The sequence below is a fragment of the Leuconostoc sp. BM2 genome, from assembly GCF_002095565.1.
GTDB classification, from domain to species: domain Bacteria; phylum Bacillota; class Bacilli; order Lactobacillales; family Lactobacillaceae; genus Leuconostoc; species Leuconostoc falkenbergense.
Genome location: NZ_MOWQ01000002.1, coordinates 26,201 through 51,623, shown reverse-complemented (window position 1 = coordinate 51,623; position 25,423 = coordinate 26,201). Strand labels below are relative to the sequence as shown.

The 25,423-nt window shown below is 38.8% G+C and carries 27 protein-coding genes; 24 read left to right on the top strand and 3 right to left on the bottom strand.

The genetic code is table 11. The annotated features are described in order from the left end of the window. Window positions 1–22 precede the first annotated feature (22 nt). The gene (locus BMG01_RS01365) at window positions 23–985 is read left to right on the top strand and encodes a 3'-5' exoribonuclease YhaM family protein (RefSeq protein WP_004915971.1); all 963 of its coding nucleotides are present in this window, start codon (window positions 23–25) and stop codon (window positions 983–985) included. 47 nt (window positions 986–1,032) lie between these two features. Here the strand turns inward: BMG01_RS01365 and BMG01_RS01360 are convergent, their stop codons facing one another. From BMG01_RS01360 to BMG01_RS01350, 3 genes are read right to left on the bottom strand one after another with little or no spacing between them, the layout of a single operon-like run. Continuing rightward, a complete protein-coding gene (locus BMG01_RS01360; RefSeq protein WP_036067636.1) occupies window positions 1,033–1,956 on the bottom strand; it encodes a peptidyl-prolyl cis-trans isomerase in 924 nt (307 codons plus the stop codon). A 55-nt stretch (window positions 1,957–2,011) separates the two neighbouring features. Beyond that, complete coding sequence (locus BMG01_RS01355; protein ID WP_004915181.1) at window positions 2,012–2,254, bottom strand: hypothetical protein; 243 nt, start codon at window positions 2,252–2,254, stop codon at window positions 2,012–2,014. A 29-nt stretch (window positions 2,255–2,283) separates the two neighbouring features. Beyond that, entirely contained in the window at window positions 2,284–2,706 is a 423-nt protein-coding gene (locus BMG01_RS01350; protein ID WP_004915185.1) for an HIT family protein, read from the bottom strand. Between the two features lie 72 nt (window positions 2,707–2,778). On the opposite strand from BMG01_RS01350, the gene BMG01_RS01345 reads away from it, so the two are divergent. The 23 genes from BMG01_RS01345 (at window position 2,779) to BMG01_RS01235 (ending at window position 25,409) form a co-directional block, all read left to right on the top strand. Further along, window positions 2,779–3,519 carry an ABC transporter ATP-binding protein gene (locus BMG01_RS01345; protein WP_004915188.1) on the top strand — a complete coding sequence of 247 codons (741 nt, stop codon included), beginning with the start codon at window positions 2,779–2,781 and terminating at the stop codon, window positions 3,517–3,519. Continuing rightward, a complete protein-coding gene (locus BMG01_RS01340) occupies window positions 3,509–4,792 on the top strand; it encodes an ABC transporter permease (protein WP_036067638.1) in 1,284 nt (427 codons plus the stop codon). Before BMG01_RS01345 ends, BMG01_RS01340 begins: the two co-directional genes overlap by 11 nt. A 12-nt stretch (window positions 4,793–4,804) precedes the next feature. After that, the gene (gene trmB / locus BMG01_RS01335; protein ID WP_004915193.1) at window positions 4,805–5,506 is read left to right on the top strand and encodes a tRNA (guanosine(46)-N7)-methyltransferase TrmB; all 702 of its coding nucleotides are present in this window, start codon (window positions 4,805–4,807) and stop codon (window positions 5,504–5,506) included. Between the two features lie 78 nt (window positions 5,507–5,584). After that, window positions 5,585–5,818, top strand: coding sequence for a hypothetical protein (locus BMG01_RS01330; RefSeq protein WP_004915196.1), 234 nt, complete (start codon window positions 5,585–5,587; stop codon window positions 5,816–5,818). Between the two features lie 61 nt (window positions 5,819–5,879). Then, window positions 5,880–6,857 carry an NAD-dependent epimerase/dehydratase family protein gene (locus tag BMG01_RS01325; protein ID WP_036067640.1) on the top strand — a complete coding sequence of 326 codons (978 nt, stop codon included), beginning with the start codon at window positions 5,880–5,882 and terminating at the stop codon, window positions 6,855–6,857. A 598-nt stretch (window positions 6,858–7,455) separates the two neighbouring features. Then, entirely contained in the window at window positions 7,456–7,686 is a 231-nt protein-coding gene (locus BMG01_RS01320) for a CsbD family protein (RefSeq protein WP_004915200.1), read from the top strand. A gap of 221 nt (window positions 7,687–7,907) precedes the next feature. Continuing rightward, window positions 7,908–8,261, top strand: coding sequence for a toxin-antitoxin system HicB family antitoxin (locus BMG01_RS01315; protein ID WP_036067641.1), 354 nt, complete (start codon window positions 7,908–7,910; stop codon window positions 8,259–8,261). Between the two features lie 105 nt (window positions 8,262–8,366). Next, window positions 8,367–9,182, top strand: coding sequence for an SPFH domain-containing protein (locus tag BMG01_RS01310; protein ID WP_010277549.1), 816 nt, complete (start codon window positions 8,367–8,369; stop codon window positions 9,180–9,182). Next, window positions 9,179–9,673, top strand: coding sequence for an LURP-one-related/scramblase family protein (locus BMG01_RS01305; protein WP_004915210.1), 495 nt, complete (start codon window positions 9,179–9,181; stop codon window positions 9,671–9,673). The genes BMG01_RS01310 and BMG01_RS01305 overlap by 4 nt, the downstream gene beginning before the upstream one ends. A gap of 108 nt (window positions 9,674–9,781) precedes the next feature. Next, on the top strand, window positions 9,782–10,048 hold the full coding sequence (locus BMG01_RS01300) for an autorepressor SdpR family transcription factor (RefSeq protein ID WP_036067645.1): 267 nt from the start codon (window positions 9,782–9,784) through the stop codon (window positions 10,046–10,048). Beyond that, window positions 10,038–10,658, top strand: a complete 621-nt coding sequence (locus BMG01_RS01295; RefSeq protein ID WP_036067173.1) for an SdpI family protein — start codon at window positions 10,038–10,040, stop codon at window positions 10,656–10,658. The genes BMG01_RS01300 and BMG01_RS01295 overlap by 11 nt, the downstream gene beginning before the upstream one ends. 47 nt (window positions 10,659–10,705) lie before the next feature. Then, window positions 10,706–11,908, top strand: coding sequence for a bifunctional phosphopantothenoylcysteine decarboxylase/phosphopantothenate--cysteine ligase CoaBC (coaBC, locus tag BMG01_RS01290; RefSeq protein WP_036067648.1), 1,203 nt, complete (start codon window positions 10,706–10,708; stop codon window positions 11,906–11,908). A 53-nt stretch (window positions 11,909–11,961) separates the two neighbouring features. Continuing rightward, window positions 11,962–12,228: a hypothetical protein gene (locus BMG01_RS01285; protein WP_004915218.1), complete on the top strand. Its 267-nt coding sequence runs from the start codon at window positions 11,962–11,964 to the stop codon at window positions 12,226–12,228. Between the two features lie 272 nt (window positions 12,229–12,500). Continuing rightward, window positions 12,501–14,192: an arginine--tRNA ligase gene (argS, locus tag BMG01_RS01280; protein ID WP_004915222.1), complete on the top strand. Its 1,692-nt coding sequence runs from the start codon at window positions 12,501–12,503 to the stop codon at window positions 14,190–14,192. Window positions 14,193–14,228: 36 nt separating this feature from the next. Continuing rightward, window positions 14,229–14,699, top strand: a complete 471-nt coding sequence (locus BMG01_RS01275; RefSeq protein WP_004915224.1) for an arginine repressor — start codon at window positions 14,229–14,231, stop codon at window positions 14,697–14,699. A gap of 3 nt (window positions 14,700–14,702) precedes the next feature. Then, window positions 14,703–16,778 (top strand): PBP1A family penicillin-binding protein, encoded by a 2,076-nt coding sequence (locus BMG01_RS01270; RefSeq protein ID WP_004915227.1) that lies wholly within the window; start codon window positions 14,703–14,705, stop codon window positions 16,776–16,778. 25 nt (window positions 16,779–16,803) lie between these two features. Continuing rightward, window positions 16,804–17,154 (top strand): YlbF family regulator, encoded by a 351-nt coding sequence (locus tag BMG01_RS01265; RefSeq protein WP_004915229.1) that lies wholly within the window; start codon window positions 16,804–16,806, stop codon window positions 17,152–17,154. A 57-nt stretch (window positions 17,155–17,211) separates the two neighbouring features. Continuing rightward, window positions 17,212–17,832, top strand: a complete 621-nt coding sequence (lepB, locus tag BMG01_RS01260; RefSeq protein ID WP_004915232.1) for a signal peptidase I — start codon at window positions 17,212–17,214, stop codon at window positions 17,830–17,832. A 176-nt stretch (window positions 17,833–18,008) separates the two neighbouring features. Further along, the gene (locus BMG01_RS01255; protein WP_036067651.1) at window positions 18,009–18,908 is read left to right on the top strand and encodes an aspartate carbamoyltransferase catalytic subunit; all 900 of its coding nucleotides are present in this window, start codon (window positions 18,009–18,011) and stop codon (window positions 18,906–18,908) included. After that, a complete protein-coding gene (locus BMG01_RS01250) occupies window positions 18,908–20,185 on the top strand; it encodes a dihydroorotase (protein WP_004915236.1) in 1,278 nt (425 codons plus the stop codon). Before BMG01_RS01255 ends, BMG01_RS01250 begins: the two co-directional genes overlap by 1 nt. After that, window positions 20,182–21,252: a carbamoyl phosphate synthase small subunit gene (locus BMG01_RS01245; protein ID WP_036067654.1), complete on the top strand. Its 1,071-nt coding sequence runs from the start codon at window positions 20,182–20,184 to the stop codon at window positions 21,250–21,252. Before BMG01_RS01250 ends, BMG01_RS01245 begins: the two co-directional genes overlap by 4 nt. 10 nt (window positions 21,253–21,262) lie before the next feature. Beyond that, window positions 21,263–24,442: a carbamoyl-phosphate synthase large subunit gene (gene carB / locus BMG01_RS01240; protein ID WP_036067688.1), complete on the top strand. Its 3,180-nt coding sequence runs from the start codon at window positions 21,263–21,265 to the stop codon at window positions 24,440–24,442. Window positions 24,443–24,491: 49 nt separating this feature from the next. After that, window positions 24,492–25,409, top strand: a complete 918-nt coding sequence (locus tag BMG01_RS01235) for a dihydroorotate dehydrogenase (protein ID WP_036067656.1) — start codon at window positions 24,492–24,494, stop codon at window positions 25,407–25,409. The last annotated feature ends 14 nt before the right edge of the window (window positions 25,410–25,423 follow it).

Genomic DNA, 25,423 nt, shown 5'->3' with positions numbered 1-25,423 from the left:
GATAAAGCTGTGAGGATAGAATATGACTAAATTATTAGCAAATTATCAGGATTCGGAGCATGTGGATAGTTTTGCGCTGATTAAAAGTGCGGATGTACGTTTGACAAAAAATGGGAAAACATACATTGGATTAGTGTTTTCTGATAGGTCTGGTGACTTACCAGGAAATTTATGGGACGCTACTGAGGAACAGATAACTTGCTTTGTCCCTGGAAAAATTGTTAAATTGCAGGGTGTACGAGGATCATATCACGATCAGCCACAAGTTCAGATTACAAACGTTCGTTTAACTGAATCCGGAGAGCCAGAAAATCCGTCTGACTTTATGGTGCATGCGCCAATTAAAGAAGCAGATATGAACGATGCCCTAAACGATTATATTTTTTTGATTGTTAATCCAACTTGGAATCGTTTAGTACGTCGCTTATTTACACAATATCATGATGCATTTTTACGCTATCCAGCTGCCAAATCAAATCATCATGCATTTGCTGGTGGTTTGGCATTTCACTCATTATCTATTGCAAAATTAGCTAAAGGTGTCGCAGGACAGTATCCACAATTAAATCAGGAGTTGTTGATTGCCGGTGCATTGTTACATGATTTAGGAAAAACGATTGAACTGTCTGGGCCAGTGGCGACACAATATACTTTGTCAGGAAATTTGATTGGTCATATTACGTTAATTGATGAACAAATTGTTTTGGCAGCGCGAGAACTGAAGTTTGATTTACAAGATGAGGACTTGATATTACTACGGCATGTGGTGTTATCACACCATGGTATTTTAGAATATGGATCTCCAGTGAGACCAGTCGTCATGGAAGCTGAAGTGTTGCATCAATTGGATGAACTTGATGCGGGTATTCAGATGATGAGCGGAGTAATGGAAAAAACAGCTGAAGGTTCTTTCTCAGATAGAGTCTTTGGTTTAGATAATCGTAAGTTTTACAAACCTGAAAACCGTGATCAAACAACTTTGTGACAGTAAACATAAAAAAAGCGATCCCGTTGGAATCGCTTTTTTTATGTTTACTTTGAAGAACTTGAAGAACTTGAAGAAATGCCGGCTGTGAGGTAACTGCTCAATGCATTTTTCAAATCAGTGTCTTTCACATTGACATCGTTTTTGCGCAAAATTTTACCAATAATGGCTTGAATTTCTGTTGTGTTACTTGAATCACTAATGAAATCACTGACGATTTTATTTGACAACTTACTACGAACTTTGCTCATTGCAGGTTTCGTAGTTGTTTTGTCTAATTGAATCACATAATAGCCACTAGAACTACCTGTCACAGGTTCTGTTGAATAGTCACCAACTTTTGATAATTTGAACGCAGCCGTTTGAACGGAAGAGTCAACTGTTGAGCTTGTTGAATCAAATGCTGGTAATTGACCATTTGATGAGGCGTATGTGGTATCTGTTGAGTATTTTTTATAGACGGTTGCCCATTTGTCACCCTTCTTTAAGGCTGCAATGGCTTCTTTAGCAGAAGATTCATCTTTAGCGGTAATCATCGAAATGGTTGTATTTTGATGATAACTAGCATAAGCTTTTTTCAACTGCTTTTGGGTGACCTTATAGTTAGCTTTGATAGCGGCGTTCATAATCAAATTATTTTTCACATTTGTTTTAAATTGATCTTGTGTCAAATTATTTGATGCTAAAACTGTCTTAAATGATGAGCCGTACTGTGCTTTTTGAGTATCATAAGCGGTTTGAACATCGCTTTTTGAAACTTTTTTGCCATAGTTTGCAGCAAGCACTTTGTTGATTACCATATTGGCAAATTCTTGCTGACCAGCTGATGACTTTTTAAAGTCATTGTAGAATTCTTTTTGTGTGATTTTGCCAACATTAGTTGTAACCAATGTTTTGGATGAATTAAACCCTAGGAAGATAAGCCCGCCGACGAAAATGACAACGAGCAATCCCCAAATAAACTTTCTCATGAGTGATTATTTTCCTTTTCTAAATACAATACTGAATATTTTACCATAAAATGAACTATCGCGCTTTATATTTAGACAACTCATGGTCTATGTTTTTTTGACTTTTGGCGATGCGATCAAGATGTGGCTGATTTTTGAAATTCATTTTGTCAATATCAGTTTGAATTTCCTCACCAATAGTTTGAACATGCTTTAATTGCTCAGTTAAAATTGCTTGCTGTTGCTGGAGTTGTTTCAATAAAGCTGAAATTTCTTTGAAATCAGCTATTAACGACTTTAATTGACTAAACAGCTTCATATTGACCTCCGTGATTTGTTTCCGTGTTTCTAGAATTGGGCAGCAATGCTATCAGCAATTTTTTGATAGCGCTCAGGTGAAAATGCTGAACTATTGTCAATCGTTGGCGCTAGTTTGCTATTGAGATTATCATCATCAAATCTTGGAATGATGTGCCAGTGAGAATGGCGGACGGTTTGACCAGCAGAAACACCGTTATTAGACTGAATATTGATGCCTGTAATGTCAGGGTTGCTTGCTTTTATTGCGGCAGCAACAACTGGTAATTTTAGCAATACTTTTTTTGCAATGTCATCTGTGTAATCAAAAATATCAGCCACATCAGCTTTTGGCACAAGTAATGTATGACCGGGTGTCACTTGAGAAATGTCAAGAAAGGCTAAAACGTCTTCATCTTCATAAACTTTGTAACTTGGGATTTCACCTGCAATAATTTTATCAAAAATATCCATTTATCTTGCTCCATTTCAATTTACTGACTTTATTATATCAAATATTGACTGGTGCCTGTTATAATAGAAGCTATGGGACTTAAAATTAACAATCTGTCTGGTGGTTATGCCGGTAATAACGTTTTAAAAAATGTCACCTTTGATGTGCCTAATGGCAGCATTGTGGCATTAATTGGTTTGAATGGCGCTGGTAAATCAACGACAATCAACCATATTATTGGTGAACTTCAACCACAAATGGGCACAATTGAGTTAAATGGGATTAATTTGGTTCAAAATCCGACCGGTTTTAAATCACAAATTGCTTATATTCCGGAACAGCCTATCTTGTATGATGAATTGACATTAGGTGAACATTTACATTTAATGCTGGCTGCTCATAATATTGATGATGAGGTTGCTTGGCAACGTGCGGAAACATTATTGAAACAATTCCGGTTAGATGATAAGCTACACTGGTTGCCAATTCATTTTTCAAAAGGGATGCGGCAGAAAGTCATGCTGATATCGGCCTTTATGCTAGATGCACCGCTAATTATTATTGATGAACCCTTTTTAGGATTAGACACGGTTGCACAAAAAGATGTCGTTAGATTGATTCATGAGCAAGCTAATAAGGGAAACAGCGTTTTGATGACGACTCATTTATTAGCTTCGGCCGCCGAATTTGTAGACCAATTTGTAGTATTGCATGATGGTAAGTCACGATTCATAGGGACACCACAAGCTTTGGCTGAGGAAAATCAGTTGCAGTTGGATCAGTTGGATGATTTTTTTGGCCTTGTCCAGCGGGAGCTAGCCGATGAAAGTTGATAGTTTGTTTCAGGAACGATTACGGCGTGCGCAGAAAATAAATTTTAGATATCTACGTTTGCTGTTTAATGATCATTTTATTCTTTTTTTGATGATAGCCTTGGGTGCTGGTATATTGGGTTATCGTAATCTGCTGACAGCACATCAATCTGTGACCTATTGGCATTCAATTTGGTGGCAAGCAATCAGTATTTTATGGTTGTTAGTGGGTTTGCAATTTGGTAGTCTTGTCACTTATTTTAAACCTGCCGATCGGCTCTATTTATTTGCGAACGATCGTGATATCATTAAATCCTATTTGGCTTCGGCTATGCGTTTGAGTATATGCTATGCGTCTGTTTGGCAAATAATATTTATCGCTGTGATTGCGCCTATATTGTGGCGAATGGATGTTGATAATTGGTCGCGACTATTTTTTTTGATTATCTTTGTGATTAGTTACAAGATGTTGTTATTGATGTATGAGCGGGATAAACTTTTTTTGAAATCTCGTCGGTTGACAATCGCTATTTTTGAGCCGGATGCCATTACTGAAAAAATCTTGTTCAGGTTTTTAGTACCCGGAACCTTGTTAGCGTTTATCATTGGTTTGTCGACGGATCAATTGAATGTCATGGTAATTATTTGGTTGTTGCTGGCAGGAATTGTGGTGCGATATTTTGCGGTAACTGAAGTCAAATCAGAATTATTCGCAATTGATTGGTTGCGGGCTACGGCCCAAGCCCAGATACAACAGCAGCGGACATTGCACTTTTTTGCGTTATTTGCTGAAGTACCACATCAGCCAAAAACGATTAAACGACGCCGTTATTTGGATTTTTTGTTAAAGCGATTGATTAAAGGGCAGTCAAGCATGTTTCGGCTGTATTTGATACGATTAGCGAGAGATACTGAAATACTACCTTTAATTGTGCGATTATTATTGGTCGGCGTTGTGCTAATTATTGCACTAAAATCAGCGCCGTTGTGGTTGATTACGACTATTGCTGCTGCAATATTGTACTTAATGACATTTCAAATGTTACCACTGTATGATGATACGCACCAAAACCTGTGGACAAGGTTGATGCCCGTTTCAAAAACAGAAAGGTTAAAATCATTTGCTAGCGTGCAAATAATTGTTGCCATACCAGTTATTTTGATTCTGGTTATGATTGCGATATTCATTCGACCATTGAAAGAAATGGTAGTGATTTTAGCGACTATGTTGCTAGTGGAATTTATCATGTTCAAATTTTATATTCCAAAAAATAGCCACAAAATAAAAAAATAATGGAGAAAAAATATGCATTTACGTGCAAAACCGTGGGCCAGCGATTGGCTAACTAATCACTCAGACATTGTGATTGATCAAGACAAAGCGACAGATCAAATCGGTCAATGGCAAAAATTGTTTGACCAAAATCAACCAATTCATGTGGAAATTGGTTCTGGAAAAGGTCAATTTATCTTAGGGATGGCTTTAGCACACCCAGAGATTAATTATATTGGTATGGAGATACAAGAGACTGCGATTGCAATTGCTGCTCGAAAGAGCTTTGATCAAGTCGGTAAATTACCAAATTTACGTTATATTTACGGTAACGGTAATGGTGTCGAAACTTACTTTGAAAAGTCAGAAATCGATAAAATTTATTTGAATTTTTCTGATCCATGGCCAAAAAAGCGACACGAGGCACGACGTTTGACGTATCGCTCATTTTTACAATCGTATGAAGCTGTTTTACCAAATCAGGGTGAGGTTGAATTCAAAACAGATAATCGTCATTTATTTGAGTATTCATTAGTTAGTTTTATGACCTATGGCATGCGTTGGTCTGCAGAAGATTACACACTTGATTTGCACGCTGACCCTGATAAAGTAATAGGAAATGTTGAAACCGAGTATGAACAGAAGTTTATGGTAAAGGGACAACCAATTTATAAAGTCAAGGCTCACTTTCAGAGCACAAGATATTCCATTAACAACAAGCAACGTCTAATTTAGGCGTGTATGCTAGACTGTTATTCAATAATGAAAGTCTTTGTCAGCTAGTTATGAATTTAATTAAAGGGAATTTTTAAAATGTTAATGTTCATTCAAAAAAATCATAAAAGTGACAAATATTATACGTTAGCAACAGATGACGGTAACATATCATATGCAGTGCTTGGGCAATATCTTGGGCCACAACTACTGACTGAATTTGAACAAACGTTTGCTAATTATCTGGTCAATGAAACCGGTATAGTGATGTTTGATATCAAAGAAAACGATTTAGATGAAGTGATTACTAATTTAGCTAAATACGCGCTTTAATTTAAGAAATACTGAAATAGAAGTATTTCTTTTTAATGGACAAAAGAAAGTAGATTGAAGTATGAAAACACTTGTAACCGGTGGCAACGGTTTTGTTGCAGGGCATATTATCCAAAAGCTTTTGGCACAAGGGGATCATGTGATTGCCACTGTTAGATCTGATGAAAAAGGTCAGAGGCTTATGAAGGAGTTTGATTCAGATCACAGACTGTCTTATGTGTTATCAAGCTTGAATGACCCAGATGACGTAGTGCTGACAGATGCTTTGCGTACAATTGACGTGCTGTATCACGTTGCAAGTCCGCTTGGTGGCAGGAATGCCAATGATCCTAATTTGATTTATCAGGCGACAGGCATGGTGCAAGCGGTCTTTGACAGTGCTTATAAAGCAGGGGTGAAACGGATCGTGATGACGAGTTCACTAGCAGCGAGTACGCCTGAAGCGTCAACTAAGGGACTCATTGATGCCGAATTTTGGTCTGATGAAGAAAATCCTGAGTTAAACGCTTATAGGTTATCAAAGCTTTCAGCAGAAAAGCTTGCTTGGAATTTGGCTGACAAATATCATTTTCAGCTATCGACGATTTTACCGGGTGCAATTTTTGGACCTACTTTAACTGATGCAATTTCTAGCAATGGTTTAATTGCTCAAATTATTCACGGCACACCACTCCCAAAGATTTCATTGGAAATTTCAGATGTTAGAGATGTTGCAGAAATTCACATTCTGGCGGCATCATTTAGCCAGTTTGCTGTCGGGCAGCGCTTCATTGCTAAAAATGGTGATTTAACTTTCGTTGAAGTTGCAAAAACCTTGAAACCAGAATTTCCACGTGTGAAGCTTTCTGTTTTGCCTGATTTTGTTGTGCGCTTAGTTGCAAAATTTCAGCCTTCTATCAGAGCATTAGTCCCAATGCTTGGACGAAGTTATACGCATACGAACGCAAAAACTGTGCGAGTGCTTGGCTATCAGCCAACTGATCCACGTCAGACGATTCTTGACACTGCACGAAGTCTAAAAGAAAAGAATTTATTATGATAAATCTTACAGCATTCAAATGCCTAAAGATATGGGTCTTCCAATCGACACGCAACAATACTATTCCGTCCGCACTCTGTGATTGACTTACATTTTTAATCGTTCGGGTAAACCAAAAGCATAGTAGGAAACCTAACATATTTTAAGCATTATATGATACTGTGATATATACTAAAAAAGTAATGTTACCAAGCATTGCCAGCCTAACAGGTTTTTTAACGTCCATTATCTTCCCTGTTAGGTTTTTCTATGTCTTCTTTGCAAAATTAAAACCAAATATTGACCTGTTGTATACAAAGACTTGCTAAAATGAAAGAGCAATGTGTTAGTAGACATTGTAGCCAACCAGCAGTATTATTCTATCGTCCTGTATCATAATCTGCACTGCTGGTTAAAAATGTCAATTTCTCCCTGAAAGAAGGCATGATAGGTTCGTTGTAAGTGATTACAACGAACCATTTTTTGTGCGATTTGAAAATTGTTAATCCTCATCTTAATATAATGAAAGTAATTTTTCCGAGTTGAAATCGTTTACAATTTAGGACATGTACGGTAGAATGAACTTGTAACATCAAATAAACCTCAAGGAGATCATTTTATGTCAGTTGAAGAAAAGTTTGATAATGCTAAGGACAAGGTTGCTGGTAAAGCAAAAGAAGTTGAAGGCAAGGTTACCGGTGACAAAGCTCGCGAAGCAGAAGGAAAAGCACAAAACCTCTTTGGTAAAGCCAAAGATAAGTTTGTTGATGCAGCAGATGCTGTAAAAGACAAAACTGAAGAGGCCGTTGACGCAGTAAAAGACGGTATTGACAATCTTAAAAAGAAATGATTCAAAAACGACTTATGGTCGTTTTTTTTTTAACTTTTAAAAATAAAATTTAACATGAAAATACGCCTATTTTAAGGCATAGACAAACCCCTGATAACAAAGTTAGCAGGGGTGATGTGACACTATTATCTAAGACCAACATTTAACGAAAATTAAGACTAATTTTGTGACTTTATTCACTGATGCTGGCTATTTTGATTTAAATGTGATATCATAAAGATATGGCAAAAGAGAAAACAACTAAATCAGGAAATATTCCATTGCGTATTGATCCAGAGTTACATCAGGTTTTGGCTGAAAAAGCGAAACTAGAAGGTCGATCACTAAATAATTATTTGACGAAGATTTTAGAAGATGGTGTTAAACCTAAATCTTTTGAAGATCGGCAGTTCGTGGGACACGTGATTTCAGGGCATGACTTTGATTTGGACAATCGGTTGGTTAAAGTTTCAGGCATTTATTACCGTTATTTGATAGATAATGCTTTGGCGGCTAAATATGATGCAAATTACGTTATTTTAGAGGCTAATGGCAATATTTTGACCTTACGCGAATTAGTTGCTGAGCTTCACTAGTTGTTGCCAATGTTCATGTGAACAACGTTAAAATGGGGGTTGACGGTGCAGTGTGCTTTTTAACACAACGCACGACAGCCAAGAGAGTAGATAGGGAGAAACAAAATGTTATTTTTTAGAATCGTACCGCAAAACAATGCAGGATTAGTCGAAACATTGGGGAAATACAAGTCTCGTAAAGAAGCTGGTTTGCATTTTTACATTCCATTTTTGCAAACAATTCGCAATGTGAGCTTAGCAATGCGACCATTACGTTTGCCAGATTATTCGGTTATTACGGCTGATAATGCTGATATTAAGGCGAGTGTGACGTTGAACTACCACGTTACTAATGCGGTCAAATACATGTATGAAAACACTGATTCAGTTGAATCAATGGCACAATTGGTTCGAGGTCACCTGCGTGATATCATCGGTCGTATGGAATTAAACGAAGCGCTGGGGTCAACTACCAAAATCAATGTACAGCTGGCCGATGCAATCGGTGATTTAACTAATACTTACGGTATTAATGTTGATCGTATCAACATTGATGAACTACGGCCATCAGTTTCGATTCAAGAGGCTATGGATAAGCAACTGACTGCTGATCGTGAGCGTGTAGCTACAATTGCAAAAGCTGAAGGTGAGGCACGTTCAATAGAATTGACAACAAAAGCCAAGAACGATGCTTTGATGGCAACAGCGAAAGCTGAAGCTGATGCAACCAAAACGCGTGCTGAAGCCGAAAGATATCGAATTGATACAGTGCAAGCTGGTTTGGCTGGCGCCGATGACAAGTATTTCCAAAACCAATCAATCAATGCCTTTTCAACCTTGGCACAATCATCAGCTAACCTAGTCGTTGTTGATGGCAAAGAAATTGATTCTCTTGGTAAATTACCAGTTGCTGGCAAGTTATTAGGCAAAGGGCTAAAATGAAACACTTACTGATGCAACAAAAACTATTTTCACTTAAAGGTGAATTTTCAATCATGAATGAGCATGATCAGATTGAGTACACTGTGGCCGGTAGTTTTTGGCGAATCCCAAAGTATTTTGAAATTTATGACAAACAAAATCAAATCATTGCGCGGTTAACACATCGTGTTTGGCAGCTATTACCCAAATTTTCTCTTGAAATCAATGGTTTTCCTGAAAGCATAGAAATTGCGAAGCGCTTTAGTATTTTGAAGCCCAAATATGATATTGATGGATTGGGTATTACTGTGACGGGTAATTTTTGGGACATGAATTTTGCTATTGAAAAAGATGGATTTGAAATTGGACGAGTTGATCAACGGTGGTTGGCCATGTCGAGCACATATGACATCAGTATTGAAGATGAACAGTATGAAACACTTGTGATTGCTTTGGTTGTTGCAATTGATTATGTGAAAGCACAAGAGCGGAGAAGTTCCGCCAGCAGCTAGTAAAACTAACTAATTAAAATCGTGGTAACACGGTTTTAATTTTGGAATCTATTTCGTTAAATTTCTAAATAGATGATATAATAGGTTAAAACAATATTAGGAGCTGATATGGCATTACAGGAAACGATGAAAGCTTTATCTAATCCAGTTCGGCGAGAAATCTTAATGATGCTTAAAACTGGTGCCAAGCCAGCAGGTGATATAGCACAACATTTTGAATTGAGTCAGGCAACAATTTCAGCACATTTATCTTTGCTGAAACATGCGGACTTGATTCGGGAACAAAAGTACAAAAATTATATTTATTATGAATTGAATTTATCGGTATTTGAAGAAGCCACACTTTGGCTGAAGGGATTGACAAATGAAAAATAGCAGGGTATTGCTGCCTAATTTAATTAGTTTATTGCCCATTGCCTATGGTGGCTTGCTATGGCAATATTTACCGCAACAATTACCAATCCATTTTGGCATCGATGGACAGCCAGATCAGTATGCGCCAAAACTAATTGCTGTTATTGGATTACCGGTGCTAATAATTGCTGTGAATTACGTTATTATTAGATCAATGAAGAATAAAGGTATTGATAATCAAAAGGTATTCACTGTCCTTATCTGGAGTTTGCCGTTACTTTTAAACGTCGTTCAAATTGTGACTTTTATGCACGCGCTAAATTATCACATCAATATAGGTTCTGTCATTTTACCAGTAATTGGTCTTTTGTTTATTGTTTTGGGTAATTACTTGCCTAAAACGACGCCAAATTACATGGTTGGAATTCGTTTGCCAGAAACGTTACATAATAGTGAAAATTGGCAGAAAACGAACCGATTAGGCGGGTTTACAATGGTGTTTGCTGGTTTTATACTTCTTATCACGGGGATAATTGGTAATATGATTGCTGTAATTGGGTTGATTGTGGCAATGGTGATAACTATCTTAGTGCCAGCTGTTTATGCTATTTGGTTGGCTCATCGTCAATAAGATTGATAGTTGGAGAGAAGATGTTCATTCATGATATAATGTAGGGCATGAATGATTATAATCAAAAAAAAATATTAGTGGTGGTCTCAGGTAGCGTGGCTGCCTATAAATCAGCTGTTTTAGTTCGCGAGTTGATTAAGTTTGGTGCACATGTGCGTGTAGCAATGACCAACTCTGCACAAGAGTTTATCACCGCTAAAACGCTAGCTGTTTTGTCACAAAATGACGTTTTAACAAATTTGTTTGCTCAACAAGATGCAACAGTATTGCACATTGAATGGGCACAATGGGCGGATCAGATTTTTGTTGTACCCGCGACGGCAAATTTGATTGGCAAAATTGCTAATGGCATTGCTGATGATGCTGCTACCGCGACGATTATGGCGTCTCATGCCGATAAAATCATTGCACCAGCTATGAACGATGTGATGTTAAATAATCCCGCTGTTCAGCGCAATATACAAGTGCTTGAACAAGATGGTTGGCTGGTTATTTCACCAGAAATCGGTTTTCTAGCAGAAGGCTATGAAGCGAAGGGACGATTGCCAGAGCCCATTGAAATACTCTCACAAACAGCGGTTCGATTACGAGCTCGCGAGGCAAAACTGCTAAATAAAAAGGTCATTATTACGGCCGGTGGCACCAAAGAATCAATTGACCCTGTGCGCTATATTACTAATCGATCCAGTGGTAAAATGGGTTTTGCTTTGGCCCAAGCGGCGGTTGAATCTGGGGCAAAAGTCACTTTAATTTCAACTCAAAAAGCCCCACAAATATATGGCGTGGACGTAGTTTATGTCAACTCAGCTGCAGAAATGTATCAACAAGTGCAATCCTCGTTTGTAACCGCCGATATTTTCATTAGTGCAGCCGCGGTTTCTGATTATCGACCTGCTAATGAAGCGAGCCAAAAAATCAAAAAAGAGGGATCAGAGGGGCTGAATTTATCGTTAGTTCAAAATGTTGATATTTTGTCAGAAATTGGTCATTCAAAATCAAGTAATCAATTCGTAGTAGGTTTTGCTGCGGAAACGAATAATTTGATGGCCTATGCGCAAAAAAAATTAAAGACCAAACAAGCAGATATGCTCATTGCAAATGATGTGAGTCGTAGTGATGTTGGATTTAATTCAGATGACAACGCCGTTACAATATTGGTCCCAGACCAAAAACCTGAAACGACAATGCTATTACCAAAAATTGAAATTGCCCGTTTAATCATGAATCGGATCGGACAAACATTCGCATAATAACGCTGGGTGTGCTAAAATAAACTGTTAAATAACGTTTTATGGAGGTCAATATGGTAGAAGAAGTTGCAGAAAATACTTCTGGTTTTAATATTGGGGATGTCTTACTGGCACCAGCTTATGGGAATTTGGAAAAACCATTTACCGGTCAAGTTGAAAAGATTTATGATAACGCATTATTAGTTGAAATCACTGAAAATGATCCTGTTGATCAACCAACTGTTAACGAGATGAACCACCGCGCTGTTGTGCGCATGGATGAAGTCGAAGTAATTAAACATGCACCAGCACCAGAAAAGAAAGCTGAAGAAGAGGCTTAAAGCGCTGCCGTGACGAATGTCTTGTGTTTTTGCTAGCTTATCAAACATTAGGCAATTGTGATTGAATTTCCATTTCTTGTATATGACTAGAAATGGTTTTTTAATTTTTTCGGCGAAATAATGCTGTGAATACGGTATAATATAAGTACTATACAATGCGCATGTGCGGCCTATCTTGTTGAAAAATTATTAATTCAAGAACAAATATGTGTCATTATGTGCCTATAAGCATGATTGTAGGCAACAAATTATTAATAAATAAGGATAATATGATGTCAAATAATCAACCTGTCATTGCGGCTTTAGCTGCAGTTTTAACTGATCTTTCAACCGATCAAATTATAGAAAAACTTGAAGCACCAAAGTCATCGGAACTTGGCGACGTCGCTTTCCCAACGTTTACTTTAGCTAAGACATTACACAAGGCACCACAGCAGATTGCCAGTGATATTGTTGCCAAGATTGATCAAAATGGATTTGAAAAAGTTGTTGCCACTGGACCATATGTCAATTTCTTTTTGGATAAATATGCAACCTCAAATCAGACAATCAAGACCATTATTGATTTGAAGGGCGCCTATGGTGACAATGCAAATGGTAATGGTGCTAATGTTACTATTGATATGTCGAGCCCCAATATTGCAAAACCTATGTCAATGGGACATCTAAGGTCTACTGTAATCGGTAATGCGTTGGCTAATATCACTAAAAAAAATGGTTTTAATCCAGTAAAAATTAATCATCTCGGAGACTGGGGAACACAGTTTGGTAAATTAATTTATGCTTACAAAACATGGGGATCAGAAGCTGAAGTTAAAGCAGATCCTATCGCTACGCTCTTGCGTTATTATGTTGAATTTCATGAAAAGGCAAAAGAAGATGATAGCTTAAATGATCAAGGACGTGCTTGGTTTAAAAAATTAGAAGATGGTGATGAAGAGGCACATCAATTATGGCAATGGTTCAGAGCTGAATCATTGAAAGAATTTACACAAATTTACGACCGTTTGGATATCGAATTTGACTCATTTAACGGGGAAGCCTTTTATAACGACAAGATGGATAAAGTGGTGGATATCTTGACCGAAAAAGATATCTTGGTCAAATCTCAAGGTGCCCAAATTGTTGATTTATCAGCCATTAATCCTAATTTGACCCCTGCTATGATTAAGCGGTCCGACGGGGCAACGCTGTATATGACTCGAGATTTAGCTGCAGCCATTTATCGTAAAGAGACTTATGACTTTGCCAAGTCACTTTATGTTGTCGGTGGCGAGCAACGTGAGCACTTCGTCCAAATGAAAGCTGTTTTGTCGTTAATGGGATTCGATTGGGCCGATGACGTGGAACACATCGCCTTTGGATTAATTACCTTTAATGGTAAAAAAATGTCAACTCGTAAGGGAGATGTTGTTTTACTGAAAGATGTTTTGGATGATGCGCATGAACTCGCTTTGAAGCAAATTGAGGAAAAAAATCCTGAATTGCAAAATAAACCACTTGTTGCGGAACAGGTTGGTGCTGGCGCGGTTGTTTTCCATGATTTAATGAATGACCGTACAAACAATTTTGATTTTAACTTAGAAGAAGTTGTTCGGTTTGAAGGTGATACTGGCCCATATGTTCAATACACGAATGCGCGTGCAAAATCTATTTTGCGTAAAGCAAATACTGAGATTGACCCAACCACTTTAAATCTTAATGATGATAGCACTTGGGATATCGTGACGACGTTAAATCATTTTCCACAAACAGTTGAACGGGCGTGGCAGCAACGTGAAGCAAGCATCATTGCTAAATATGCCTTAACATTATCCAGAGCGTTTAACAAATACTATGCTAACTCTAAAATTTTAACAGCAGATGATCAACTCAATGCGCGTTTAGCGTTGGTTCAAGCTGTTTCAATTGTTTTGACAGAAAGTTTACGTTTGCTTGGTGTTAAAGCACCTGAAGAAATGTAAGTAGTTGATTGACACGAGTCTTTAAGGGAGAAATCTATGATTTCAAAACAAAAACGTCAAGAGATGATTCTTGATATTATTCAGCATCAAACGATTGCAAATCAAGAAGATTTACTGGCGCAATTAAATGGCCGTGGTGTTGAAACAACACAAACCACTATTTCAAGGGACATTCGTGCTTTAAATATTGTTCGTCAAAAAGATTCCGTAGGTCAATTGCGTTACCAGCAATTGCAGGAGCCAACAGCCGAGAAACCTGAAAAGGGTTCTACAACAGCGGTCGATGAAGCAATCAAAGAATACGCGTATTTTGCCAAGAGTGTTGAATTTATGACAATTATTAAGACAACAGATGGTAGTGGTAATGCCGTTGCTGGCATTATTGACGATGCAAATCTGCCTGAAGTAGTGGCAACATTAGCGGGATTTAATACAATCTATGTGACGAGTACGACTGCCCAGTCCGCTGAACAATTGGCCAATCATTGGGCAGCGTTGATAGGGTGATGCATGACCTGGTTAAAATCTACAATTAAAAAAATTTGGGATAAACTTGGCCCAATCTGGCATCGTTGGCAATTCGGACGGCTTTTGATTGTGCTATTCATGACCCTCTTTCTTGCAACAAGTGTATATTTGGTTGTTCTGGCCAAAACGGCAAACGTTGAAAATTTAGAGGCGACATTATCAGCAACCACTGAGATATATGATGATGAGGGTAAAAAAGCCGGTGAATTGTACTCACAAAAGGGAACTTATGTCAAGTACGATCAAATTTCGCAAAACATGCGTGATGCAGTGTTATCAATTGAGGATCGTAATTTTTATCACGAACATGGTTTTTCGGTTAAAGGTATTGCTCGTGCAGCACTGATGTACGTTCGTAACAAAGTGACTGGCTCTAATGCAATTTCTGGTGGTGGTTCAACTTTAACCCAACAGTTGGTTAAAAATGCTTATTTGACTCAGGAACAGACATTTACCCGTAAAGCCAAAGAAATATTTTTGTCAATGCAAGTTGAACAAGATTATTCTAAGAACAAAATTTTCACCATGTATTTAAACAATGCGTGGTTCGGTAACGGGGTATGGGGTGTCGAGGATGCCGCTCAGAAATATTTCGGTGTCCATGCTAGTCAATTGACGACAGCGCAGGCAGCCACATTAGCTGGCATGTTAACAAGTCCAGCTCAATTCAATCCAATTGATCATCCAAAAGCGTCAGATGCACGGCGAAACGTTGTATTGGCCACAATGGTAGAAAATAAAAAGTTAACAAAGGCTCAGGCAAGTGCCGCCCAGTCCACAACGACGGTTTTGCATGATACCTATAACGCTTCAGGTGAGTATAAATATCCATGGTTCTTTGATTCAGTTATTAGTGAGGCTATCAAGACATACGGCTTAACAGAGAGCGATGTGATGAATCGTGGTTACAAAATTTATACCACGCTCAATCAAGAAGACCAAACTAATTTACAAAATGATTTTGACAATGATGCTATGTTTAATTATGTGGACAATGCACAAGCTGCATCGATTGTCCTAAATGCAAAAAGTGGTGGTGTTCGAGCCATTGTTGGTGGCCGTGAAGAGACACATACTTTCCGTGGCTATAATCGTGCTAATCAAGCCCTCTTATCACCTGGTTCTACAATTAAACCTATTGTTGTTTATGCACCAGCTTTGCAACGTGGCTATTCGATTGATTCTGAATTGCCAAACAAAGTCATGTCATTTGGTGTAAATGGTAATTTTACCCCAAATAATGCTGGTAACGTCGAAACAGCTGATGTGCCAATGTATTCGGCACTTGAGCATTCTTATAATATTCCCGCAGTTTATTTATTAAATAAGATGGGCGTTTCGGTCGGATATAACAGTGCTATCAAATTTGGTTTGCCATTGACTTCAAGTGATAAAACATTGTCACTAGCATTAGGTGGTTTGTCAAGTGGTGTTTCACCGCAGCAAATGGCTCAGGCTTATACCGCGTTTGCTAACGATGGCGTCATGAGCCAGGCACATTATATTACAAAGATTGTTGATGCCACAGGTAAAGTCATTGTCAATACACCTAAGGCAAAGCAAACACGAGTAATTAGTAGCACGGTTGCTGATAATATGACTAGAATGATGTTGGGCACCTATACGAACGGTACAGGTGTTGGGTCGGCACCGAGTGGCTATACGATTGCCGGTAAAACAGGAACTACTGAAAATTCACTTGATCAAAATAATGCCAATTCGTCAAAAGATTCTTGGGCGATGGCTTATACCAAAGACATTGTTGAAGCAACTTGGATGGGACTAGAAGGAAAGAATGCCCAATCAAATTCTTTGCCACTTGGATTAACATCAACAATGGGACCATTAGTCAAAACATCTCTTGAACAGATATTACCTAATACGAGTCAGTCAACATTCACAGTAACTAATCCAAATGCCACTACAAGCAGTAGTAATAGTTCTTCATCTAGCGATATTTGGGGTACTATTCAGAAAGATTTCAATACTGGCGTGAAAAAGGCAGTTGATGGTGCTGGCAAACTATGGGATACTGTAACAGGACTCTTCGGACAGTAAATACAAATTTAAAAGGATAGAAAAAATGACTGTAAATATTTATGATAATGCCAATGAGATGGCTAAAGTACTAACTGAAACGCAACAATACATTGCTTGGCAAAATGCTTTCAGTGATGTACAAGAAGATGCAACATCTAAAGAATTGTTTGGTGAATTTCAACAGATTCAACATGCGGTTCAGCAAATGATGCAAACGCAGCAACAACCTGATCCGGCAAAAGAAAAAGAATGGGATGCTGTTGCAGCTAAGGTCCAAAATGATGACAAAATCAAGGCGCTAATGGCCGCTGAACAAGCACTTAACACACTTTTAACGGAAATTAATGATATTGTTACCAAGCCAGTTGCTGAGGCGTATGCTAAGCTAAATTAAGCAAAATATTATCACTGGCAGTGACCTGCTGGTGTATTTTGTATAGGGGACAACAAAATGATGAAGTTTATTAAAGAGTGGGTTTTTCCAATAGGGTTTGCTGTTTTATTTGTGGTGTTGATTCGAACGTTTTTGTTTACTGGTGTTAGCGTGAGTGGACCTTCGATGCAACCCAATTTGCAGGATAAAGAATTTGTTTTTTTGAATAAAATTGCATCCTATAAGCGTGGTGATGTGGTTGTGTTTGATGCCCGTCAAGAAGACCCAAGAATTGCAGATGGTGAGAAAGATTATGTTAAGCGTATTATTGGCGTACCTGGGGACACCGTAGCATATCGAAATGGCAATCTATATGTCAATGGCAAACAGGTAAACCAAGACTTCATCAGTGCAAGTGAACGCAAGGAAGGAACAGAAATGTCCTTTGGTACTACTTGGTCGCTTAAAACCTTATCGAGTGGGAATAATTGGCAAGCCAAAGACCGTAATCATACAGCCGTGCCTAAGGGAGAATACTTTGTGATGGGGGATCACCGCTCTGTATCTAATGATGGTCGTTACTTTGGTTTTGTGGACAAAAAGCATATTACTGGAAAAGTGGTTGTACCATTCTGGAATAGCAATAAAGTAGCCAAATCAAATGTTAATCAAGGCAATACAAATTTCTTTGTAAAGTAGTTTGCACTACGAGTAGAAAGATGATACTATAATAACAACAAATGAAACCTTTAACCAGGTCCAGAGAGGCCTGCAAGGATGATAGATACGATTGGTGAAGTGTAGACTTTTACCCAAATTTTCTAGAACCAAGCAGGTGACTAACTTGCTTGGTTTTTTGTATAAAGAGGGAAAATATGCGTAATTTTTTGAATATAAATACACTAAGTGAAAAAAATGTGTTTCAATTAGTTAAACGAGCGATTGCGTTGAAGTCTGGGGACACACCCAAACACTTGCCAATAACGGCTGTGAATTTATTTTTTGAAAATTCAACACGAACGTATAGTAGCTTTCAAATGGCTGAGAATCGTCTTAATTGGCAAAAAATCATTATTAATCCTCAGACAAGCTCAATGACTAAAGGTGAAAGTTTAATTGATACATTGAAAACTTTAAAGGCAATTGGTGTTGATGTTGCAGTCATCAGGCATTCTCAGAATGCTTGGTATAAAAATCTATTGACCGTCACTGGTCATGATTTGCCACAATTAGTTAATGCTGGTGACGGTAGCGGGCAGCACCCTTCCCAAAGCTTATTGGATTTAGTCACAATTTATGAGGAATTTAGTCGATTTAAAGGGTTGAAAATTCGAATTGTTGGCGATTTAGCCCACTCACGTGTTGCACGTTCAAATGCTGAAATTTTGAATAATTTAGGGGCAACATTAACTTTCAGTGGACCAGATAGTTGGCGCCCCGATGATTTTACGACATTTGGCACTTATACAGATATTGATGATAATTGGTCGAATCAAGATGTGGTGATGTTCTTACGTGTACAGCACGAAAGAATTACGCAGACAGAAAATCAATCATTTTCCAGTAGACAATATCACGAGCAGTTTGGGTTGACACAAGATAGATATGAACGATTAAAAAGCACGGCAATTATCATGCATCCAGCACCAGTTAATCGTGATGTAGAAATTGCTGATGAACTAGTAGAAGCACCACAATCTAGAATTTTTGAACAGATGACAAATGGTGTGTTTGCCAGAATGGCTATTTTAGAATATGTAACGGAGAATGATTAATGACAGTTATCAAAAATGCTAAAGTTTTGCTAAATGATGAACTAGTACAACGCGATGTCCAGTTTAAAGATGGCAAAATCGTTGCCATCTCAAAAGTTATCGATGAGACCAACGATCAGTATTTTGACGCGAAACAAGCGTTTTTATCCGCAGGATTAATTGATGTTCATGTCCATTTTCGGGAACCAGGGTTTGAGTATAAGGAAACCATTGCAACTGGTTCTAAGGCTGCTGCGCGTGGTGGCTTTACGACAGTCATTGCGATGCCTAATCTTAATCCAGTGCCAGATAATCCGAAACTATTGGCGGATCAAATTCAACGAAATACCGACAACGGTTTGATTCATATTGCGCAGTATGGCGCTATTTCTGCTAATTTGACGGCAACTAAAATTTCTGATATTAAAGGGATGGCTGAGGCGGGTGCAACCGCGTTTACTAATGATGGCAAAGGTGTTCAGACAGCTGACACCATGTTGCAAGCGATGCAAGCAGCATTATCAGTCAATAAACCGTTAGCAGCTCATCTTGAAGATGATAGTTTATTACACGGTGGCGTTATGAATGCTGGTGCAACGGCACAAAAATTAGAACTGCCAGGCATTACAGGATTGGCTGAAAGCACACAATTAGCGCGTGATTTGGTTCTGGCAAAAGCAACGGGTGTACATTATCATGTTGCCCATATCTCGACGAAAGAATCAGTGGCCTTGGTTCGTATGGCAAAATCAGCAGGAGTTAACGTGACAGCTGAAGTGTCGCCACACCATCTGTTGTTAGCAGATGACGATATTAAAAGTGACAATGCTTTGTTTAAAATGAATCCGCCACTGCGTTCTCAAGCAGATAGAGAGGCCCTAATCTCTGGATTACTGGATGGTACCATTGATATGGTTGCTACTGATCATGCGCCACACGGGAGCGAGGAAAAATCAAAATCATTCCGTGAATCACCTTTTGGAATTACTGGGATTGAAACAAGTTTTCAATTGCTCTACACACATCTTGTTAAAAGTGGTGTGATGACTTTAGCCACACTAATGAAACGCATGGTAGCTTCACCAGCAGAAGCTTTTCAACTGAAAGCACCAACTAATATTGCAGTTGGCGAAGCAGCGGACTTGGCCCTATTTGATTTAGAGCATGAAAGTGACATTACCGTTGATGACTTTGAATCGTTAGGTAAAAACTCGCCTTTTGTTGGTTGGCGAGTATTTGGTAAAACATTGGCAACTTGGGTTGATGGTGAAATAGTTTACGAGGATCAAACAAAATGAAAAAAAGATATTTGGTTTTAGAGAATGGTTCAATTTATGAAGGTGAAGCTTTTGGTGCGGATGTTGACGTGATGGCTGAGTTAGTGTTCAACACAGGTATGTCCGGTTATCAGGAATCAATTACTGACTTATCATACCGCGGCGAAATGATTGTTTTCACTTATCCTTTGATTGGTAACTATGGTGTTAATCGTGATGATTTCGAAAGCCTGCGTCCAGCCGCCTCAGCAATTGTTGTGCATGAAATTGCTCGGCGACCAAGTAATTGGCGTCAAATGATGAGTTTACCGGAATGGGCAGAAAAAAGTGGTATGCCAGGCATTAGCGGTGTTGACACCCGAGCTTTAACCAAAGAGTTACGTGATTTTGGTGTCATGAAGGCTGCGCTAGTAGATGAAGTCAATGAAGAAACATTAAGTGCTCTGAAAAATTTTCAATCGTCAAAAACCATGGTCGCTGATGCCACTACCAAAACGCAATACCAAAATCCAACTGATGGTGTATCAATTGCACTAATTGATTTTGGTTTAAAAAATTCAATTTTACGTTCTTTGGCTAAGCGTGGTGCCAATGTGATGGTTTTTCCAGCTGATGTAGCTGCTGAAACAGTTTTGGCAGCTAATCCGGATGGTATTTTGTTGTCAAATGGCCCCGGGGACCCGCAAGATGCTGCCTATGCTATTCCAACGATTCAAGCACTTGAAGAAAAGGTACCGCTGATGGGGATTTGCTTAGGGCATCAGCTATTTGCCCTTGCAAACGGTGCAGAGACCTATAAATTAAAATTTGGTCATCGTGGCTTTAACCACGCTGTCCGTCATCTATCAAAAGAACGTTTGGATTTCACTTCTCAAAATCACGGTTATGCGGTTGATCGTGATAGCCTAGCTAACACTGATTTAGTGGTGACTCATGAAGAAATCAACGACCACACGGTTGAGGGGTTGCGTTTGAAAAATCATCACGCTTTCTCGGTTCAGTTTCATCCCGATGCTGCACCAGGTCCACACGATGCAGAATACTTGTTTGACGATTTTCTAACAATGATTGCAGATGCAAAAAAGTAGACAACTCAAAATGCCTAAACGTAACGACATCAAAAAAGTGTTGGTAATTGGTTCAGGTCCCATTGTGATTGGGCAAGCAGCTGAATTTGACTATTCGGGTACACAAGCCGCTTTGAGTTTAAAAGAAGAGGGTTATGACGTTATTCTGGTTAATTCTAATCCAGCAACAATCATGACTGACTCAGAAATCGCCGATAAAGTTTATATTGAACCGCTGTCACTTGATTTTATCGAACGTATTTTGCGTAAAGAACGACCAGACGCAATTTTACCAACATTAGGCGGTCAAACTGGCCTAAATATGGCTAAAGATTTGTCTGAAGCGGGCATTTTAGATGACTTAAATATTGAACTATTGGGCACCAAACTTTCGGCTATTGAAGAAGCTGAAGATCGTGAAGAATTTAAGGATTTAATGGAACGTCTACATGAACCAATTCCGGAATCAACAATTGCCACGACGGTTGAAGAAGCTATGGCATTTGCTGACGAACATGGCTACCCTGTCATTGTACGTCCTGCGTACACTTTAGGTGGTACTGGTGGCGGAATTGCAGAAAATCATTCAGAGTTACTAGCGATTGCGGCCAATGGTTTGGAGTTATCCCCAGTTACACAGGTTTTGATTGAGCGCTCAATTGCTGGGTACAAGGAAATTGAATTTGAAGTGATGCGTGATGCAAATGACAATGCGTTGGTAGTGGCTTCAATGGAAAATTTTGATCCAGTCGGTATTCATACGGGCGATTCAATTGTGACGGCGCCAGTTCAAACTTTATCAGACCGTGAAGTTCAAATGATGCGTGACGCAGCTTTGAAAATTATTCGTGCTCTAAAAATTGAGGGTGGCGTTAATATTCAGATGGCGTTAGATCCGAAATCTTACAAATATTACATCATTGAAGTTAACCCACGTGTTTCAAGATCATCAGCTTTGGCTTCCAAAGCAACCGGTTATCCTATTGCTAAGATGGCTGCCAAAATTGCAGTTGGTTTGACACTAGATGAAATTATCAATCCGGTTACTGGTACAACGAAAGCAGAATTTGAACCAGCATTAGATTATGTCGTTGTGAAAATTCCGCGTTGGCCTTTTGATAAATTTAGTTCAGCTGATCGTCGACTTGGCACTCAAATGAAGGCGACAGGAGAAGTTATGGCTATTGGTCGTAACATGGAAGAAGCTTTGTTAAAGGCTGTTCGTTCTTTGGAAATTGGTGCTGTTGGATTTGATGATGTGACCTTTGATAATTTGTCAGATGAAGCGTTGATGCAAGCGCTTATGCCAGCGCGAGATGATCGTTTATTTATGATTGCTGAACTATTACGTCGTGGTATTTCACTCGAAGCTATCCATGATAAAACCTTGATTGATGAATTTTTCTTAGATAAAGTATTGCATATTATTGAAATTGAGCAAGAATTAGCAGAGCATGTCAATGATGTTGATTACTTGCATTATGCTAAAAAGAATGGTTTTGCTGATGCCACGATTGCAAAAATTTGGCACCAGGCAATGTCAGAAATACGACAACTTCGCCATTCAAATCACTTGTTACCTGTGTATAAAATGGTTGACACCGTAGCGGCTGAATTCGAATCGAAAACACCATATTACTATGCTACCTATGAAAAAGAGAATGAATCGGTTGTTTCTGATAAAAAAAGTGTGATTGTTTTAGGGTCAGGTCCCATTAGAATTGGTCAAGGTGTGGAATTTGATTACGCAACTGTACATGCGGTGAAAGCAATTCAGCGCGCAGGATATGAAGCGATTATTATGAATTCTAATCCTGAAACGGTTTCTACGGATTTTTCTGTGTCTGATAAATTGTATTTTGAACCTTTAACATTAGAAGATGTTTTGAATGTGATAGATTTAGAACAGCCTATTGGTGTCGTCGTGCAATTTGGTGGGCAAACTGCTATTAATTTGGCGCAACCGCTCACTGATAATGGTGTTCAGATTTTGGGAACAACGGTTGAAGATTTAAATCGTGCTGAAGATCGTGAAGCATTTGATCAAGTGATTAAACAACTCGCATTACCACAACCAGTGGGGAAAACAGCTACAACTGTTGCTGATGCTTTGAGTGCAGCTCAAGAAATTGGTTATCCAGTCCTCATCCGACCATCTTATGTTTTGGGTGGACGAGCAATGGAAATTGTGTCATCTGACGAAGAACTAAAAGATTATATGCAGCGTGCGGTCAAAGTTTCTAATGATCACCCAGTATTGATTGACTCATACCTCGTTGGTCAGGAAGCCGAAGTGGATGTCCTATCAGATGGTGAAACTGCTGTAATTCCTGGTATTATGGAGCATATTGAACGTGCCGGTGTACATTCTGGTGATTCAATGTCAGTATATCCGCCACAATATTTGTCACAAAAAGTGCAACATGAAATGGTTAACGCGGCCATTAACTTAGCTAAATCATTGAACACAGTTGGCTTAATGAATGTGCAATTTGTTATCCATGAAAATACAGCCTACGTGATTGAAGTTAACCCTCGTGCCTCGCGTACAGTGCCATTTATTTCAAAAGTGACCCATCTGCCATTGGCACAATTAGCTACTCGTGTGATGCTAGGTGAAAAATTGGCTGATATGGGATTTGAGACAGGTCTTGTGCCAGCCGATGACATGGTTCATGTCAAAGCACCCATCTTTTCATTTACTAAATTGCCAGATGTTGATTCATTGCTTGGACCTGAAATGAAGTCAACTGGGGAAGTCATGGGTTCAGATACAACTTTACCAAAAGCGTTGTATAAAGCCTTTGTTGCTTCAAATATTAAGGTACCGCAGTATGGTAACGTGCTTTTCACAGTCGCAGATGCTGACAAGGAAGAAGCGCTGACCCTAGCTCAACGATTTAACGATCTCGGATTTGCAATCTTTGCTACCGCCGGTACAGGTAGTTACCTCGCAGCTAATGCGTTACCAGTCGAAATCTTAGATAAAATTTCAGAATCTGATAACAATTCAGTTGTTGCATTGCGTGAACAAAAGTTGCAAATTGTCATCAATACCACCCAAGCTGATGAACGTGCAGAGAGTGATGGGCGATTAATTCGAAATGCAGCCATCGAAAATGCCGTGCCATTGTTTACGGCACTGGACACAGTTAAAGCGTTTTTGGAAGTCCTAGAGTCACGTAGCTTTACAGTTAAAGAAATGCAATAATAATAAAGAACTAATAAAAACAGCCTGAGAGCTGTTATTAGGAGAAAAAATGAACAATCGTTTAGCAGTCAATTTGCCTGGTTTAAGTCTTAAAAATCCTATTATGCCATCATCTGGTTCAGTGTATTATGGACTTGATGATGTCTACGAAGTCGAGCGTTTGGGCGCTTTAGTTACTAAAACAACCACTCTGGATGAACGAGCAGGCAATCCTCAACCTTGGATTATCAACACGCCCGCTGGTATTTTGAACTCAGTTGGTTTGGCAAATCCCGGTGTTAACAAAGTGATTAAAGAATTTTTACCAAAAATAGCGGAAAAATATAGCAATTTACCGGTGATGTTTTCAATTGCCGGTGAAACAGTGCAAGATTATGTTAGGTTAACAAAATATTTTGATGACATTGACACTGTATCTGCAATTGAAGCGAACTTATCTTGTCCAAACGTTGATCGTGGTGGTATAGAATTTGGTGTGAGTGCTGAATCTGCTGCTGAAGTGATTGCTGCCATGCGACAAGTTACTAAGAAACCAATTTATGCCAAAATGTCGCCTAATGTCACTGATATTAAGCCGATTGTGAAGGCAGTTGAACTAGCGGGTGCAGATGGTTTGGTCTTGATCAATACATTAGTCGGGATGAGTCTTGATTTGGATAAACGTGAGCCGAGTTTAGCGAGAGGAATTGGTGGCTTATCAGGTACAGCTATTCATCCGATTGCTGTACGATTTGTTTATGAAGCAGCGCAAACTGTTGATATTCCAATTATTGGGGTAGGTGGTGTTACGCAAGTTGAAGATGCTTTGGAACTTTTGATGGCAGGCGCATCAGCCGTTCAAGTGGGGTCTGCAATCGCAACCAATCCAACTGTTATGACAGATATCATTGCAGCATTACCAAAGGCACTTGATAAATATGGATTTACGGACGTGACAGAAGTAACGCGAACGTTCAAGAAAAGTTGACTACTAAGGGGAAA